This window comes from Pseudomonas sp. CBS (genome assembly GCF_024734645.1).
GTDB lineage: Bacteria > Pseudomonadota > Gammaproteobacteria > Pseudomonadales > Pseudomonadaceae > Aquipseudomonas.
This window is the reverse complement of sequence record NZ_CP102929.1, coordinates 3,589,686-3,605,642: the sequence shown is the minus strand read 5'-3', so window position 1 is coordinate 3,605,642 and position 15,957 is coordinate 3,589,686. Positions and strand designations below refer to the sequence as shown.

At 59.4% G+C, this 15,957-nt stretch carries 14 protein-coding genes; 4 read left to right on the top strand and 10 right to left on the bottom strand.

The genetic code is table 11. The features are described 5' to 3' along the window. Positions 1-88: 88 nt before the first annotated feature. The 3 genes from ribA to NVB75_RS16435 are packed head-to-tail and all read left to right on the top strand — an operon-like array spanning position 89 to position 1,919. A complete protein-coding gene (gene ribA / locus NVB75_RS16445; protein ID WP_063026867.1) occupies positions 89-706 on the top strand; it encodes a GTP cyclohydrolase II in 618 nt (205 codons plus the stop codon). Then, the gene (locus NVB75_RS16440) at positions 703-1,122 is read left to right on the top strand and encodes a nuclear FMR1 interacting 1 family protein (RefSeq protein ID WP_258348444.1); all 420 of its coding nucleotides are present in this window, start codon (positions 703-705) and stop codon (positions 1,120-1,122) included. Before ribA ends, NVB75_RS16440 begins: the two co-directional genes overlap by 4 nt. Beyond that, positions 1,122-1,919: a cobalamin-binding protein gene (locus NVB75_RS16435; protein WP_258348443.1), complete on the top strand. Its 798-nt coding sequence runs from the start codon at positions 1,122-1,124 to the stop codon at positions 1,917-1,919. The genes NVB75_RS16440 and NVB75_RS16435 overlap by 1 nt, the downstream gene beginning before the upstream one ends. A 107-nt stretch (positions 1,920-2,026) precedes the next feature. Here NVB75_RS16435 and NVB75_RS16430 read toward each other — a convergent pair whose 3' ends face one another. The 10 genes from NVB75_RS16430 to NVB75_RS16385 form a co-directional block, all read right to left on the bottom strand. Then, positions 2,027-3,922, bottom strand: coding sequence for a TonB-dependent receptor domain-containing protein (locus tag NVB75_RS16430; RefSeq protein ID WP_258348441.1), 1,896 nt, complete (start codon positions 3,920-3,922; stop codon positions 2,027-2,029). A 141-nt stretch (positions 3,923-4,063) separates the two neighbouring features. Further along, positions 4,064-5,962 (bottom strand): 1-deoxy-D-xylulose-5-phosphate synthase, encoded by a 1,899-nt coding sequence (gene dxs, locus NVB75_RS16425; RefSeq protein ID WP_093204678.1) that lies wholly within the window; start codon positions 5,960-5,962, stop codon positions 4,064-4,066. A gap of 110 nt (positions 5,963-6,072) precedes the next feature. Continuing rightward, positions 6,073-6,960 carry a (2E,6E)-farnesyl diphosphate synthase gene (gene ispA / locus NVB75_RS16420; protein WP_258348440.1) on the bottom strand — a complete coding sequence of 296 codons (888 nt, stop codon included), beginning with the start codon at positions 6,958-6,960 and terminating at the stop codon, positions 6,073-6,075. Continuing rightward, positions 6,957-7,199, bottom strand: coding sequence for an exodeoxyribonuclease VII small subunit (locus tag NVB75_RS16415; protein ID WP_003209964.1), 243 nt, complete (start codon positions 7,197-7,199; stop codon positions 6,957-6,959). The genes ispA and NVB75_RS16415 overlap by 4 nt, the downstream gene beginning before the upstream one ends. Before the next feature lie 88 nt (positions 7,200-7,287). After that, positions 7,288-8,427 carry a Fic family protein gene (locus NVB75_RS16410; RefSeq protein ID WP_258348436.1) on the bottom strand — a complete coding sequence of 380 codons (1,140 nt, stop codon included), beginning with the start codon at positions 8,425-8,427 and terminating at the stop codon, positions 7,288-7,290. An 89-nt stretch (positions 8,428-8,516) separates the two neighbouring features. Beyond that, complete coding sequence (locus NVB75_RS16405; protein WP_258348435.1) at positions 8,517-8,942, bottom strand: FecR domain-containing protein; 426 nt, start codon at positions 8,940-8,942, stop codon at positions 8,517-8,519. Positions 8,943-9,011: 69 nt separating this feature from the next. Next, a complete protein-coding gene (locus NVB75_RS16400) occupies positions 9,012-9,401 on the bottom strand; it encodes a hypothetical protein (protein ID WP_258348434.1) in 390 nt (129 codons plus the stop codon). Beyond that, positions 9,398-14,005: a polymorphic toxin type 47 domain-containing protein gene (locus NVB75_RS16395; RefSeq protein ID WP_258348433.1), complete on the bottom strand. Its 4,608-nt coding sequence runs from the start codon at positions 14,003-14,005 to the stop codon at positions 9,398-9,400. The genes NVB75_RS16400 and NVB75_RS16395 overlap by 4 nt, the downstream gene beginning before the upstream one ends. Before the next feature lie 147 nt (positions 14,006-14,152). Further along, positions 14,153-14,545, bottom strand: coding sequence for a MerR family transcriptional regulator (locus NVB75_RS16390; RefSeq protein ID WP_258348432.1), 393 nt, complete (start codon positions 14,543-14,545; stop codon positions 14,153-14,155). Continuing rightward, the gene (locus NVB75_RS16385) at positions 14,484-15,128 is read right to left on the bottom strand and encodes an NAD(P)H-dependent oxidoreductase (protein ID WP_258348431.1); all 645 of its coding nucleotides are present in this window, start codon (positions 15,126-15,128) and stop codon (positions 14,484-14,486) included. Before NVB75_RS16385 ends, NVB75_RS16390 begins: the two co-directional genes overlap by 62 nt. A 473-nt stretch (positions 15,129-15,601) precedes the next feature. Between NVB75_RS16385 and NVB75_RS16380 the strand changes: the two genes are divergently transcribed. Beyond that, a complete protein-coding gene (locus NVB75_RS16380) occupies positions 15,602-15,841 on the top strand; it encodes a DUF3077 domain-containing protein (protein ID WP_258348429.1) in 240 nt (79 codons plus the stop codon). Positions 15,842-15,957: the final 116 nt, after the last annotated feature.

Here is a 15,957-nt window from a genome sequence, read left to right as displayed (position 1 = left end):
TCTTTATCAGCGACAATTCAGCTTAAGCGTCTGTAGGAACCTGCTGTTACAATCTATCCCCTGTGAAATCAGAAATCAGGAGCACACGGTGCCCGTCGTTTTCGTTGCCGCTTCCAAGCTGCCAACCCCTTTTGCCACGTTCACCATGAATGGTTTTCTTGAGGAAACCACCGGGCGCGAACACGTTGTTCTGAGCCTCGGTGACGTGGCGGACGGCGCTCCGGTGCTCGGTCGCGTGCACTCCGAGTGCCTGACCGGCGATGCCCTGTTCAGCCAGCGCTGTGACTGCGGCTCGCAACTGGAAGCCGCCATGCAGGCCATCGCCCGCGAAGGCCGTGGCGTGTTGCTGTACTTGCGTCAGGAAGGCCGTGGCATTGGCCTGCTGAACAAGATCCGCGCCTATGAGCTGCAGGATGGCGGGGCCGACACCGTAGAAGCCAACGAGCGCCTGGGTTTTGCCGCTGACCAGCGTGACTACGGGATCTGCCTGCCGATGCTCCAGCACCTGGGCGTCAAATCCCTGCGCCTGATGACCAACAACCCACGCAAGGTCAAAGCCTTGACCGACATGGGCATCACCGTCGCCGAGCGCGTGCCCCTGCACACCGGCCACAACCCGCATAACAAGCTGTACCTGGCCACCAAGGCCAGCAAGCTCGACCACATGATGGGCAACGAGCACCAGGGCGAGGTCGACCGGGCGTGACGCGCGGCCAGGTCAAGCGGCGACTGTCGTTTAACTGGTGGCAATACCTGGCGTTGGCGTTGGTGCCGTTGTTTGTGATCAACCTGGTGTTTGGCAAGGCCGAGCCCTTGCTGCCGGTGCTGGCGATGCCGTTTTTCATCGCCGGTGTGGCTTCGATGTTTGTCAGCCTGCGTTACTTCCATGGCTATAAACACGCGCTGATTGCCACCGGCAAAGCCCTCGATACCCCTGAAGAACCGGCTGCCTGGATCACCCTCGCGGCCCGTCGCCGTGTGGCCTTGCTGGTGGCCTCACTGCCGGCCTGGATCGGCGCACTGGCGGTGTTTGTCGGGTTGGAAGCGGTGCCGCTGTTTCTGCTGGCGCTGTCGACCCTGGTGCTGTTCTACCTCTATCGCATTCCGCGTCAGTTGGGTTGATGCGCGCCTGGCTGGCGTTGTTGCTGCTGGTCGTCACGGCTGAGGTTGCGGCGGTCGAGCGGGTTGTCAGCCTTGCTCCTTCCTTGTCTGAAATCGTCGTTGAGCTGGGCGCTGCTGATTTGCTGGTAGGCGTGCTGGATGGCGGCGAGCGTCCACAGGCCTTGGCGAATGTGCCTTCGGTGGGAAACTACGGGCAGTTGGACATGGAACGGCTGCTCAGCCTCAAGCCAGACCTGATCCTGCTCTGGCCCGGCAGCGTCGGCCCGGCCCAGCGTGAGCAGCTCCAACGCCTGAACATCCCGGTGTTTGTCGCTGAACCCCACAGCCTCGAACAACTCACCTCGCAAGTTGAAACCATTGCCCGGCAACTGGGGCGGGCTGATGCCGGCCGGCAATTGGCTGCGCAGTTGCGTCAGCGCCTGGCCGAGTTGCGCTTGCGCTATCACCGGGCCGAGCCGTTGCGGGTGTTTTATCAGGTGTGGAACCAGCCGATGTACACCGTGGGCGGCGGGCAGATCATCAGTGACGCGCTGAGTGTGTGCGGCGCGCGCAATGTGTTCGATGATCTGAAATTACCGGCACCGCAGGTCAGCATTGAGTCGGTGCTGCAGCGCGATCCCGAGGTGATTCTGGCGGGTGATCAATCGCAACTGGATGCGTGGAAGGCCTGGCCCCAAGTGGCGGCAGTGGCGAACGGGCATTTGCTGGTGGTGCCCGACAAGGGCCTGGAACGGCCCAGCGGGCAGATGCTGGAAGCGGTGGCGCGGTTGTGTCAGGTGATTGCACCGGGGCTGTGAGACCGCTATCGCAGGCAAGCCAGCTCCCACATTCGGTCGCGTTCGTTCATGCGACGCGGTTAAATGTGGGAGCCGGGCTTGCCCGCGATGAGGCCGGTGCAGACGACTTAGAGCTCCGGTGTCCAGGTCACCCCGAACATCAGCGCGCGGCCTTCTTCCCGATAGCCATATTGCTGGCCTTGATACTGATACAGCGCCCGGCTGTAGTCTTTGTTCAGCAGGTTATCGAGCTTCATTTCCAGTGTGATCTCACGATTCACCGCCCAACTGCCCCGTAGTCCGAGTAAACCGTACCCGCCCAGGCGTTGCTGGTTCGCCGCATCGTCGTAGCTGCTGCTCACCGCTTGCCAACTGGCGCCGACGCCGAACTGATCGAATTGGCGATCCAGGTCCAGGCTCAGGGTGCGCTTGGCTCGACGGGCCAGTGTGCGCCCGGTGTCGCGGTCCCGTGGGTCGATCAGTGCGATACCGAGGCTGCTTTGCCAGCCGAACAGCTCTTGCTTGAGCGCCGCTTCAAAGCCGTTGATGCGCGCGGAGCTGACGTTTTGCGGGCCATTGCTGGCGAACACGATCGCATCCTTAATATCGGTGCGGTACAGCGAGGCTTCCAGTCGGCTGGTGTCGCTCAGTTGGCTGCGCCACTGCACTTCGTAGCTTTTCGAGGTTTCGGGCTTGAGGTTCGGGTTGCTGTTTTTGAAGCCGAATTCGTCCGGGTAGTAGAGGTCGTTGAACGTCGGTGCGCGGAAGCCTTCGCTGTAGCTCAGCAACAGGTCATTGTCCGGGTTCAGCGGCAGGGTGAGGGTGCCGCTCCAGCTGTTGTGGCCGCCGAACTGTTGGTTCTGGTCGCGGCGCAGGCCCAGTTCTGTGGAGAAAGATTGCGCCTGGAAACGGTGCTGGATAAACGCAGCTCTATTCCAGCGACTGTCTTCGGCGAACGCTGTGCTGCTGTTGACCCGGTCCTCGTACCAGTCGCCGCCCAGGATTAGGCTGTTCTGCTCGTTGAGAGTGAGGTCGTTTTGCCAGTTCAGCGAGTTGCGGTAGGTGTTGAACACGCTGCGCTCGGTGCTGAGCTTGTCCCGGGTTTCTTCGCGGTTTTCGCTGTGGCCCGCTTCCAGCCGGGACTTCCACACGTCATTGATGCGCGCGTCGACATAGCTGCTGACGCTGCTTACGGTGAAGTTGGAATAGGGCTTTTGCTGGAAGCTTTGGAAGGTGGTCGTATCGAAGCGACCGAACGGATTGTCGAATTCGCTTTTGCCACGATTATCGAGCACGTTCACACCGGCTTCGAGGTCTTCGTTGAAGGCATGGCTCAGGCTGAAACTGGTGGACTGGTTACGATAGGCGTCATGGTCGCGGTCGCTGGGGTACGAAGCATACGTGCGATTGATCCCGGCGGTATCATCCAGGCTGGCGCCGAGGTTGAAGCGGGTTTTCTCGTCACCGCCGGACAGGCCCAAGCTGCGTTCCCACGTCTGGTTGCTGCCAAAACCCACATGCAGGCGGGGTTGCAGGCCGGACTCGTTGCTGCGCCGGGTAAAGATCTGAGTCACCCCGCCAATCGCATCGCTGCCGTAGATCACCGAGCGCGAACCGCGCAGCACTTCCACCCGTTCGATCTGTTGGATGTTCAGGTGCTGCAGGTTGCTGTCGCCGGAGGTCGAGTTGCCAATGCGCTGGCCATCGACCAACACCAGGCTTTGGGCCGATTTGGTGCCACGAATGTAAATGCTTGCCAGGCTGCCACGGCCACCGGCTTGTGAAACCTGTACGCCGGGCACACGGCTCAGCAGGTCGGTCACGCTGGTGGGTTGCAGGCGTTCGATGTCGTCGCGGGTAAAGATGGTGTTGGCGGCGCTGCTGTCGTTGCGCGCCTGGACCTGGCGGTTGGCACTGATCACCACGTCGGGCAGCTTCAGGGCTTGGTCGCGCTCAAAGCTGTCGGCGAGCAGGTCGGTGGCTGGCAATAACAGAAGGGGCAGGGCAAGGCGAAGGCGGTTCATGGGCTGTCCGTAGCATTTGAAGTTGGCATAAGCGAATGTGGGAGCGGGCTTGCTCGCGAAGGCGCAGTGTCAGTCAATACATCTGTTGACTGACCCACCGCTTTCGCGAGCAAGCCCGCTCCCACATTTTTAATCGCGTTTCTACAGGCCCAGCAGGGCCATGCGCTGACGAACCGAAGCTTCAATCCCCGCTTCATCCAGCCCGCACTCGGCCAGCATCTGCGCCGGTTTGGCATGCTCGACATACACGTCCGGCAAGCCCAGATGCAGCACCGACTTGAGGATGTTCTCCCGCGCCAGGAACTCACTGACTGCCGCACCGGCGCCGCCCATGATGGCGTTTTCTTCAAGGGTCACCAGCAGCGCATGGCTGCCGGCGATCTCGCGCACCAGGGCTTCGTCCAGTGGTTTGACGAAGCGCATGTCCACCACCGTGGCGTCGATCTTCTCGGCGACTTTCAAGGCTTCAGCCAATTGCACGCCGAACACCAGCAAGGCAACGTTGCTGCCCTGGCGACGCACGATGCCCTTGCCGATCTCGATAGGCTCAAGGTCCTTTTCGATCACGGCATTCGGGCCGTTGCCGCGCGGGTAACGCACAGCCGCCGGGCCGTTGTACAGGTGGCCGGTGCTGAGCATCTTGCGCAGTTCGTTCTCGTCACTCGGGGTCATCACCAGCATGCCGGGGATGCAGCGCAGGTACGACAGGTCGAAGCTGCCGGCGTGGGTCGGGCCGTCTTCGCCCACCAAACCGGCACGGTCGATGGCGAACAACACGTCGAGGTTCTGCACCGCGACGTCATGAATCAACTGGTCATAACCACGTTGCAGGAACGTGGAGTAGATCGCGACTACCGGCTTGGCGCCTTCACAGGCCATGCCGGCGGCGAAGGTCACCGCATGTTGCTCGGCGATGGCCACGTCGAAATAGCGCAGCGGGAAACGCTCGCTGAATTCCACCAGGTCGGAACCTTCCTTCATCGCCGGGGTGATGCCCACCAGGCGTGGATCGGCGGCGGCCATATCGCACAACCATTCGCCAAATACACCAGAGTACTTCGGCCCGCTGGCTTTCTTGGGCGCAGCAGCCGGGGCGTTCAGCGGTTCAAGCTTGGTGATCGCGTGGTAACCAATCGGGTCGACTTCCGCCGGGGCGAAGCCTTTGCCTTTTTTGGTGACGATGTGCAGGAACTGCGGGCCTTTAAGGTCACGCATGTTGCGCAGGGTCGCGATCAGGGTTGGCAGGTCGTGGCCGTCGATCGGGCCGATGTAGTTCCAGCCCAGCTCTTCGAACAGGGTGCCGGGAACCAGCATGCCCTTGGCATATTCTTCGGTACGACGGGCAATTTCCCACGCGCCAGGCAGACGCGAGAGCACCTTCTTGCTGCCTTCACGCATGCTGGCGTAAGTGCGGCTGGAGAGGATTTTTGCCAGGTAGTTCGACAGGCCGCCGACATTGCGCGAGATCGACATGTCGTTGTCGTTGAGGATCACCAACATGTTGGCGTTCACTTCCGGCGCGTGGTTCAGCGCCTCGAAGGCCATGCCGGCGGTCAACGCGCCATCACCGATCACTGCAATCGCCTTGCGATCGCTGTTCTGCAGGCGGGCGGCAATGGCCATGCCCAGCGCTGCACTGATGGAGGTGCTGGAGTGGCCGACGCCAAAGGTGTCGTACTCGCTCTCGGAGCGACGCGGGAAGGCGGCGATGCCGTCCTTCTGGCGCAGGCTGGCCATGCGCTCGCGGCGTCCAGTGAGGATCTTGTGCGGATAGGCCTGATGACCCACGTCCCACACCAGCCGGTCATCCGGGGTGTCGAATACGTAGTGCAATGCGATGGTCAGCTCGATGACGCCCAGACCGGCACCGAAATGCCCACCGGTCTGGCCGACCGTGTAGAGCAATTCCAGGCGCAACTCATCGGCCAGGGTTTCCAGCTCGGCTTCACCCAGGCGGCGCAGGCCGGCTGGCGTGTTGGCACGGTCCAGCAGGGGCGTGGCCGGGCGCTTGCGGGGAATCTCTTGAAACGTCGTGGGCATCAGGCGAATCGTTATAGGTATAGAAGAGGCGGCAGTTTACCTCAAGCATCGCAAACTGCCCACGCAGAGCGCCGAACTTGGCTGATATGCGGTGGAAAAGGCCGCTGCTGTCAGTGGCGGCGTTCGACGATATACCGCGCCAGGTCACGCAGTGGCTCGGCAGCCGCGTCGAAAGGTCGCAGGGCATCCAGGGCCTGATCCCGCAGCTCCAGGGCGTAAGTCTTGGCGGCTTCCAGGCCGAGCAGTGAAGGATAAGTCGGCTTGTCCCGTGCGATATCGGCACCCTGGCGTTTGCCGAGGGTTGCGGTATCACTTTCAACGTCGAGAATATCGTCCTGCACCTGGAACGCCAGGCCGATGGCCCGCGCGTAGGTTTGCAGCGCCGCCAGTTGCGCGGCTTCGGCACGGCCACTGGCCAGAGCGCCGAGGTGCACGGCGGCTTCGATCAGCGCGCCGGTCTTGTGACGGTGCATGTATTCCAGGGCTTTTTGATCGAGCTTCAAACCGACCGAGCCCAAGTCAATCGCCTGGCCGCCGACCATGCCGGCAGGGCCTGCGGCCAGTGCCAGCGCGGTAACCATGCGCAAGCGGATCTCGGCGTTGACGTTGCTCAGGCGCGGGTCCAGCAGAGCGCTGAACGCCAGGCTTTGCAGGCCGTCACCGGCGAGAATCGCACAGGCTTCATCAAAGGCTTTATGGGTAGTGGGCTGGCCGCGACGCAGATCATCGTCGTCCATCGCCGGCAAATCGTCGTGTACCAGGGAATAAGCGTGAATCAACTCGACCGCACAGGCGGCGCCGTTGGCTTCCTCCGCCTGAGCGCCGAGTGCTTCGCAGGCCGCATAGGCGAGCAAGGGGCGAACGCGTTTGCCACCGTTCATCACGCTGTAGCGCATAGCCTCATACAGACGGTTCAGCTCGGGGCTGGGCGCAATAAACAGCGGTTCCAGCGCAGCATTGACCCGGGCCTGGCTGCCGGCCTGATAAGCGTCGATCATTCAGGCTGTTCCGCATCGAAAGGTTCTTCGGCCAACTCCCCATCGCGTTCCAGCAACACCTGGACCTTCTGCTCCGCCTGCGCCAGGGCGCTCTGGCAGTCGCGGGTCAGTCCGATGCCTTGCTCGAATGCGGTCAACGAGTCTTCCAGCGACAACTCGCCGTTCTCCATACGCTCGACCAGGGTTTGCAGGTCGGCGAGGGATTGTTCGAAATCGAGTGCAACTTTTTTGCGGGCCATGGCGGCTATTCCGGTAGACGGTAAACCGGCGCGACACTAGCAGACATGGGGGATTGGGGCAAATGAGTGGGGGGATTTGCCTTGAAAATCAATCGCCTTGAGTGTTGATTTGATAGCGGGTGCTGCGGCCGCCGCCGGGTAGCCGAACCAGACAGTTTTTTTCCAGAAGATCGGCCAGATGTCGGGTTGCCGTGGCCTTGGACACTTTGGCCACTGCCTGATACTGGGCGGCGCTGATCCCGTGCTCAAAGCCCTTTTCGCCACCGTCGAGCAGGCGATTCAAGACTTTGGTCTGTTCGGCGCTGAGTGCGTGGTCCCGATGCTGCTGCCAGAAGCGGGTTTTGCCCAGCACCCGGTCAATCCGCACCATGGCCTGCTGCAAGCTACGAAGCAGCGTTTGCAGGAACCACTCAAGCCAATCGGTGATATCCAGCGTGGCCTTTTGACTGGTTTCCAGTGCGCGGTAATAGCCCGCCCGGTTTTCGAGGATGCTCGCCGACATGGCATAGAAGCGGATCGCCTGATGCTCTGCCTGGGCAAGTGCGAGGTCGGTAATCGCCCGGGTCAGACGACCATTGCCATCATCGAAGGGATGCAGGGTGACGAACCAGAAATGCGCCAGGCCTGCACGCAGCAATGGGTCAAGGGCCGCATGATGGCGACTGGCTTCAAACCATTCGATGAAATCGTCCAGCGACTGCTCTAGCCCTTGGCGGGGTGGGGCCTCGAAATGCACAGTGGGTCGGTCCAGTCGTCCCGACACAACCTGCATGGGCTCATCCCCCCTTAGCGCGCCTACGTTCAAGCCGTGGGTGGAAAAGCGGGCCTCCTCGGCGGGAAACAACCACCGATGCCAGTTAAATAGACGGGTGAGGGTAAACGGTTGAGCAAACTGTTGCGTGGCGTCCAGCATCAAGTCAGCCAAACCCTCGCTGCGCCGGCTCACGGAGCCGCCTTGCAATTGCTCCAGGCCCAGGCGTCGGGCCAAAGAGGAACGTACGGAACCCACATTCAGTTGCTCACCCTCGATTGCCGAGGAGGTCAGAATGTTTTGCAGCAACGCATCCAGTTCATTCTCTGAACTCTGTGCCTGGCTGACCGAACCGAGCATGCCCAGCAACTTTCCTTGCGCCTGCGTGCACTCTCGCAACAACGCTGCGAGGCGCTCAGGTTGCCAGTGAAAGTGCGGCCAGTCGGGTTGTTGCCAGATCCAGTTCGGGTGATCCATGGGGGCATGCTCTGTGCGTGAGCCGAATAGGAGGCTTATTCGGCTCATTTGGTGAGCCGATTGTGTGAGCTATTCGGCTCACTGTCCAGTCAGCTGCGCACGATCAACACCCGACGGGTGAGGGCAGTGGTGCTCAGTTTCTGGCTGCTGATCAGCGCGTCTAAGGCACTGTCGACCTGATTCAGATTGAATCTGGGGCTGATGGTGCGTTGCTCGACTTTATCGTCGAGCCAGATCACATGGCCGCCTTTGTCGTTATGCGCGACGGAAAACTCGGTGCCCAACGCCCTAATCCAAGTCCCGCCGGCTTGCACAATAAATGGTCGACTGTTGTGGCTGACTTGCAGATACACACGGCCTCTTCGCAGATTTACCCGGCGTATATCGGAGGTGAGGTCGATATCGAACGCGCTGTTGCTGTTCAGATGCAGTTGTTCTAGTTTGTTCTCTGGGTATGCGTCAACGTCCAGAAGCTTTAAGGCTTCTTGGGTAAAGGGCACGGTTATCAGCTTCATTCAACAGGCTTGCTCTTGAAGTGAGTCACTCGTGGTATTCGATTTTTGCTGCTTATAGAGTTTTTATTTCTATGCCCAGCTTATGCAGTCATGGTCATCCATATGGACTAAGAATGTTAGGTCTCGATCAGTTATCCAGAAAGGATAGCCAGTGGTTTCAGATAAAATAAGAGCAAGGCTTTTGGCGCTACCTATCTCCCACGCTCTGTGGGCTGAATCGAAAACAATTAAAATTAGCCGGTCACTATGAATCAGGTCTTGTATCTCTTTCCAAAAATTCGGATTGTGTTGCTCGGTTTTTACATTGAGATAATTTGGGTCAAGCGTCTTTTGTTTAGTTTTGAAAAATCTCTCGATAAGAGATGTGATTAGTGAACTAATCTGGCTGGAGTTCAGCTTTATGCCCTCTATATCCAGAGTAATTAATGCTTCATCGATTTCTTCTTCTAGATAATTCATTGAGATGTACCGATTTTTGAACGGCTAACAGGAATCAGCTCAAGCAATATATGCCCTCTTTTGGCTCCACCACCGCTTCTTTTACCAGCGGTCTGGTAACCAACGTGTGGTGAGGCCGGACCTTTAGTCGATGGGACCAACGTTGGATCGTCGATGTTCACTTCTGCTCCTTTGTTAGCTCCTCTCAGTACTCGCCACTCTGTCGGCCATGATTTACCGTGTTGGTCTTTTCCCCATTTGGTTACGGTGTAATCGTCTTTTGATACGCCAGTTTTGTGAAATGCCTCGTCCAGCGCTTTACGCATTTGCTGATAAGGACTTCCCTTTTCTGTTCTCCAGTCAAGATCTACATCGGGGTTAAATTCCCATGTTCCGCCAGCGGCCTGTGGGCAGTCTGTAGGTTTACATGCTAATCCCAGCGGATCCACCCACCCGGTCGGGTTGGGCACGTACTGGTATCCGTTCAACCCACCCGCCAGCTTCACTGGGTCGGGCGTCAGGTAGCGACCAACATCCGGATTGTAGTAGCGATGACGGTTGTAGTGCAGCCCGCTTTCCGGGTCGAAGTATTGGCCCTGGAAGCGCAGCGGGTTGGTAACGGTGTTGACGTCCAGCTTCGCGATTTGGCCGTAGGCGCGGTAGTGCGCGGACCAGACGATTTCGCCGTCGGGCGCGGTGAGTTCCTGCGGGGTACCGAGGTGGTCGAGTTGGTAGTGGAAGGGTTTTACGTCTTCCGGGCCGTAGCCTTTGAGCAGCGCTAACGGGCGGAAGCTGTTGGGCTCGTAGATATAGCTTTGGTGGTGATCGGCGTTGTGTTCGGCGATCAGCTTGTCGCCTTGCCAGAAGAACTCGGTGGTCTGGCCGTTGAGGATTTTGGCGATCCGCCGTCCAAACGGATCGTAGCGATATGCGGCCTCGGTACCGTCCGGCTGGGTGACGCTGATCAGGCGGTGCTGGCAGTCGTAGCGGTATTCGGTGACCAACTGCTGCGCCCGGCCCCGGCGTTCGCGCAGGAGATTGCCGAAGGCGTCGTAGTCGTAATGACGGTCGCCTTGCATCAACAAGCGATTGCCTTTGACGACGCTGGGCCCGACTCGGTCTTGCATCAGCAGGTTGCCCGCTGGGTCGTGGACGAAGCGTTCCTGCAGGTCGTGCGAGTGGTTGGCGCGGGTCAGGCGGTCGAGTGGGTCATAGTGATAGTCGTGCTGGCCTTTGCGGGTGTCGAGGATGCGGGTGAGGTTGCCGCGGTTGTCGTAGTCGTACTGGCGGCGCTGGTGGCGTTGTTCCTGTTGAGTGATGGCGTGGGCGTGCAGGCGGCCCTGGTCGTCGTAGTGGTAGTGGCTGAGAAGTTGGCCTTGCTGGCGCTGATGTTCACGGCCGGATTTGAACAAGTGCGAGGTCAGCGTTTTGCCATTCAGCTCGACGGTGGCGAGGTCGCCGCCTTTGTCGTGGTGAAAGGCCAGGCGGTTGTTGTCGGGCAGGCGCAGGTAGTTGAGTTGCCCGCATTCGTCGTAGCGGTAGCGCAGCGTGCCCCAGCCCTGGTGCTCGGCAGTGAGGCGGTTTTGCAGGTCGTATTCGTAGTGGAGTGGCCAATTACCGTCGTCGACGCTGAGGAGATTGCCGAGGCGGTCGTAGGTGTAATTGACGCTGCTGCCGTCAGGCAGGGTTTTTCTTACGAGGCGCCCGGCCGCATCGCGCGCATAACCGGTAACCAGCTGACTGCCATCGTCGCCGTATTCGGTCTTTTCCAGCAGGTGCCCGGCGAGGTCGTAGGCATAGGCGGTGCGGCGGCCATCAAACCCGGTTTCCTGCTGTATCAGGCCGTTGGCGTGGTACTCAAGCCGGTAGGTTTCCCCAACCTCATTTTCGATCTCGGTGAGTAACAACCGAACATTGTCGTAGCGGTATTTGAGCTGCGTGCCGTCCGGATTAATCCGACGGCTGATCAGGTGCAGACCGTCGGCATACTCATAGCGAGTAACCCGACCCAGCTCGTCGCGCTCTGCAGTGATTTTTCCGTACGGGTTGTAGCTGAATTCGCGAGTGGCGCCGCCCGGCTGAATTACCTTCAGCAAACGACCTACGGCGTCCCACTGGTAGTGGGTCAGCGCGCCATACTCATCCTCGCAAGCAACCTGCCGCCCCAGGTCGTCGTAGCGATAACGCCGCACTCCGCCATTCGCCAGCTTCTCCTCAATGAGCTGACCACGTTCGTCCCAGATCAGCCGCTGGCTGCTGTTATCCGGATACCAGACGCCGCTGAGCTTTCCGTGTTGGGTGTAGGTGTATTCGGTGTAATTGCCGTCCGGATCAGTCTTACGGGTGATATCTCCCTGGTCGTTACGCTGGTATTTCCACACCGCGTCACCACGGCGTACAACCCGCACGAACCCGTTGTCATGCTCGTAGGACGTGGGTGCATCGTCACCGGGAAACAGCGCAATCAACCGACCGGCTTCGTCGTACTGATACGCCGTCACCGCCCCCAGCGGATCCTGCTCGACCGTCAACCGGCCTTTTTCATCGTAGGATTTGAAGTGCTGCGCGCCGTCCGGATCGATCCGCTGCACCAGCCGAGCGCGCTGGTCGTGGACGTAGACTTCCTGGCTGCCATCGGCGTTGTGTACGGTGACAGTGCCGTTGTCATCCCACACATACCGTGTGTCCATCTGCGAAAAACTGGCCCAGTGCCGGACGCATCGCGCCGCCTTGCCAGACCGTTCCCACTCCCAAAAGAAACTCGCCCCACCGGCCAGTTCCCGCTCCAGGATTACCTGCTGATCGTCGTATCGATAACGCTCGCTTTCGCCTACCGCGTTGGTTGCTTCGATCAACCGCCACGCATCGTCGTACTTGTAGGCAACAACGTTCTGCTCAGTAACCCAGCCGAGTTCCCGCTGCACCTGATAGTCGATCGCAACGATGTGTCCACGGTCATACCGCAGCAGCATTCCCTGGCCAACGTGGTTATCGATCCGCTGAATTCGTCCCGAATAGTCGCGGGCAATACGCAGCCGGTTGTCATACGCGTCGCTGATCGACGTCAGTACACCGTCACGGAAGTGGTAGAAAAGCGACGCCTGGGCCAGCACCAGTTCATCGGGCAACGAGCCCAGATAAATCGCCGCTTCCGCCAGGCTATTGGTGATGGCTGGCCGCGCAGCAGAGGGAAGAGGAAACGTCGTACTGCGGTTTTCGTGATCGGTCCACACCACCGATTCACCGCTCACCACCAACCGCTGCGCCAGCGAATGACTCCAGCCAAACCCCAACCCGCAATCCACTTCCACGGCACTGCTGCGATACAACCGCGTCCAGGCAAACGGCAGCACACCCTCCAACGAGCCGTCAGTGAGGGTCAGCAGTTCCTCACCGGTAACCATCGACACCGGGCAGCCGTTTTTACAGGTATCTACTGCACAAGCCGAAGCATCCCCATTGGGGTTTTTCGCAGAAGCAGGCACATCATCCACATGCGCTCCCTGTCGAACCGCCGTGTTCTGACGCGGCCCCCAGCGCATCTGCACGCCACCTTTTTTCAACCCCTCCACAGCGCCCCGAACTGCCACGGCCTTATAGCGATTCACTGCCGTCATAAAACGCTGAAGAACGCCGAAAATACCCTTCACAAACGCAATGGCCGCCTCAACAATCCGAGCGCCATACCTGAGCGCACGCGAGCTCAGATAAGCGATGCCCGCCGCTGGCAAAACAACCGTCAGCAACGCAGCCACCAACAAGTCGATCAGCAACGACACCACAAACCCGGCCACCGCCTCGGCGGTACTCCCGGCAACTTCACTGGGCGGCAACGCCGACAGCCAAATCATCGCCGTGCGCAACATCAGGTACAGCGCCGCCTCATCACTGGCCAGCAGCATCGCCTGTTCCATAACTTTTGGCGCAGTGCGAGCCAGCTCCATCAATTCGCTGGCTTTCGCCCCGAGGCTTTCAAACAGCTTGCCGGGGTCCTTGAAGATCTCCTGCACCTGTTTGATGGCGTCCCACACCCCGGTGATCGCCGCCCAACTTCCCGCCAGCACGCCATTGCCAATCGCGCTTGAAGTGGACCTTTCCCAGTGCGGCCGGAAACCACCCCATTGCTTGCGCAGCCAGCTTTCCAGGTCTGCGGTCAAACCGTCGTAAGACGAAAACAGCGCCTCGACCTGCTCGTCCGACACGCCACCTTGCACTCGCACCTGGTAACGCTTGCCGGCCACACAGGGGTGAGAACCTTTCCCCTGTTCATCGAGAATGATGACGGTAGAACTGCCGTCATCCAGCCCAATCACCTCAACCGGGATGCCTCCCAGCGGCACGTCGTACACCGACTCGAACTTGCTCTCGATCTCCAGTACGCCACTTTCCTCACAACGCGCCACCGTCGAGAAGTTGTCATCGGTCATGCTCACCGACGTGCTCGAATCCCCCACCCGAATGATTCGGTCCATTCCCAGCAACGACGGCAAATCCGCTGCATGGCTGACCTTGTCCAGCGCTTGCGAATACCAGGCGCCCACCTGCTGGCGATACACCGCCAGGCTCTGATGAAAACCATCCAGTTCGTGTTCGATATGGGCAATGTGGGACGAAGAAGCAGTCATCCATGACGTCTCTGCAAAGGGGAGGCGTCGGAGTCTGCAACAGCAAAATGGGGCCTGGACGAGTGGTCCGGAAAATCAGATTGGGCTTACGAGGAGGGCGATTTTTTCCGTACCGAGCGGCTGCCCGGCACTACGTAAAACAGCGATTCAGCTCATTGACTGCAGCGAGGTTTTCAGTGGTGCGCTGCATTGACCCTGAGCGTCCTTGAGACTGGCTTCAAATTCGACCAATCCCTTGTGCATCTTCTGCAGCGCTTCGATTTGCCTCACCAGTTCCTGCTTTTTGTTGGTGATTGCCTTGTCCGCCAGCTCCCAGGGCAAGCCATCACCAGGATGCCCACCCAGAATCGCCTGCAACTCCTTGAGCTTGAAACCCAACTGCTGGGCGCACTTGATAAAACTCAGCAGCTCGACGCTCTGGGGGGAATAAATGCGATAACGACCTTCCCGCTGCGGCGCTGGCAACAGGCCGATGGCCTCATAGTGACGAATCGCTTTGATGGTTGTGCCCGATAGTTGCGCGGCTTTGCCGATGTACATGAAAAGTCCTTTTCCCAAAGAGTGCGCCGGCCTGTTTTAGCCACTGTTCCCGCTGTGCTGGCGTAGAGCCCAACACTGGCCCGAACTGCAACGTCTTGATCGGCTGAATGCCACAAAACGCCAGTGTTGTCTTGCGCATCTGATGCAGCGCGGGCATGCGGTAGAACCACCTGTAATACCACGCTGGCGTGTCCAGGGTCACCAGCAAATGCGCAGTTCGGCCCTTCAGGAGTTTGTCGGGGAAGGCTTTGCCTTTGCGGTATTTGAAGGCGAAACCGGATAGGAAAATTCGGTCGATAAACCCCTTCATCAAAGCCGGGATGCCACCCCACCAGATGGGGAAGACAAACGTCAGGTGATTGGCCCACAGGATGTCGGATTGGGCGTTGAGCAGGTCGGGTTCCAGGGGTTGGGTTTGGTTGTAGCCGTTGTGCAGGATGGGATCGAAAGTCAGATCGCCCAGGCGCAGAACGCGTACTTCGTGGCCGGCGGTTTTGGCGCTGGTGATGTAGGTGTCGGTGAGGGCAGAGCAGAAGCTGGTGCGGGAAGGGTGGCCGAGGATGACCAGGATGCGTTGACTCATGGTGGTGGGGTCCTGAAAGTTGGGGGTTCAGGGTGAGGTGTGACCTTAGGGGGAGAGTCAAGAAGTGGCAGTGATTGGGAATGGCCAGGAAGACTGATCCCTTTCATTTGCAGGACGTTTCCTAGAGAATTCCAAGCGCTTGCGCCAGCAAAATCCCGCGACTAGTCTGCGTTCCGTCACTGCATATTCGGTGATCGGGTTTAGTCGCCCGGACAACGCTAGGCGTACAGCGCCATCTCAAAGCCAGGTATTTATCGCCTGCACTTTATGGTGGCTGTGCGCAGGGCACCTTCGGGTGCGCCGGTGCCTAGCGGCCGGTCGACTAACCTGCGTACAGCTGCCACCTTCTGATCGTTTAGTCGCGAGAGGTTAGTGGTTTAACTCACTGCTAGGAGTTCTACCATGGTCAAAGTTACCCCGATCCACCCGCATTCCATAAATCCTTACTTTGTGACACTGACGCCTCGCGCCGAGTGATTGATCACTACCTCAAAGCGCCGGACGCGCAGCCTTCACCCAACCCGTTTACCGTTGATGACGAACTGAGTTTCGAAGATGCTTTGGCTCATGCTGCCGAGCTGTTGCATTGCGCCGTGGCGACCGCCCAGGCGTCGACCGAGCCGCTGAACGGCGCGCAGCGGGCGGTGATGCATTTGGTGGAGATGTCGAAGGTGGTGGTGGATAGGGCGTTGGATTGCTTGCAGCCGAGGTGAGGATCCTAAGCCGACACTGAGGTAACGATGCATTTGGTCAGCAACCTACTGACCAAATGCTAATCATCACGGCTCAGGGGCGCAGATCCCGGCAGACGATTGTCATCGAGTAAAGC